This is a genomic window from Microbacterium sp. Bi128, assembly GCF_918698205.1.
Genome location: NZ_CAKKMM010001472.1, coordinates 1 through 1,224, shown reverse-complemented (window position 1 = coordinate 1,224; position 1,224 = coordinate 1). Strand labels below are relative to the sequence as shown.

1 protein-coding gene and 1 tRNA gene are annotated in these 1,224 nt (G+C 63.1%); both read left to right on the top strand.

What is annotated here, in order from left to right; all coding sequences use genetic code 11:
• The first annotated feature begins 420 nt into the window (after nucleotides 1–420).
• A tRNA-Val gene (locus LQV45_RS33780) sits at nucleotides 421–492 on the top strand.
• Nucleotides 493–578: 86 nt separating this feature from the next.
• The coding region (locus LQV45_RS33775; protein WP_230012173.1) for a cytochrome at nucleotides 579–1,224 on the top strand (646 nt) is incomplete at its 3' end.

Here is a 1,224-nt window from a genome sequence, read left to right as displayed (position 1 = left end):
CCTTGGCAAGCTGGTGCTCTACCAGCTGAGCTACGTCCGCATTGTTGGTGTGCATTGCCTTGCCGCATTCGGCATTTCCTCGCGTTCCAACGAGTAAGAACTCTATAGGAGGTTCTGGGAATCTACAAATCGAGACCCATTGGCCCGGGTTCCATGGCCCTACTTCCCCGAGTTCTAGGGGATTTTGCTAATTACAGCGCTGTAATTAGCGTCGGTGTTCAGCCGTGGCCCTAAGTGGCGCCGGGACTACTGAGCGGGCCTTCTGAGGGGGACGACTGGAACGGCCGGTGGAGGGCTGGTGGAACGGCCCGTGCACGGGGCCTGTTGCGCGGGAGTATTGGGCCGCATTCCCGCCGCGGCCAGGTTCCCCCGGGCCGATTTCTAAAATCCGCCCGGGTGGGCTAGCATTCAATGTCGTTAGGGCGATTGGCGCAGTGGTAGCGCGCTTCGTTCACACCGAAGAGGTCACTGGTTCGAACCCAGTATCGCCCACTAACGAAATGGTCTGTTCCGCTGACTCAGCGGGGCGGGCCATTTTGCTTTTCATCGTTGTCTGACCCCCGTGAAAGAGTCTTCATATGACCGCTCCACTCCTCGCCCACGCCACGGACCATGGCCGCATGTACGCCCGCTCCACGTCGGCTCAGTTCTCTGTGCCTTCCATCACCACGGTGATCGGCCAGCAGCCACACGGCCTGGACGGCTGGTTCGGGTACATGGGCGCCAACAGTCTGGCCCAGGATCCCGAGCTCCCCGGCATCCTGGGGAGCCCGGCCAAACTGCGGCAGGCGGTCAGCCGGGCCGCCAAGGCGGCGGAGTCGTACCGGGACGATGCCGCCAAACGCGGCGACCGGGTCCACAACTATTGCGAGCAGGTTGCGCTGCGTGCGCTCGGCCGGCCGCACCAGATGAAGGAAACACGGGAGGCGCTGGCCGCCAACGGCGAGGAAGCCTTCGCGGCACGCTTCGACGAATGGTGGGAGCTCTTCCAGGTTGAGCCCATCGCCCCGGAAATTACGGTGTGGAACAAGACGGTCGGCTATGCCGGCACCCTGGACCTCGTCGCACGGATCAACGGCCGGACCTGTCTTATCGACTACAAGACCAAGGGCACCAGCCGGGACGGCACCGTCAAACCGCTTGATGACAAGGTGGTCATGCAGCTCGTGGCGGGCATGAAGGCGGAGGAAAGCCTCGTGGATCCCGTCGCGGGGGAGTGGGAGG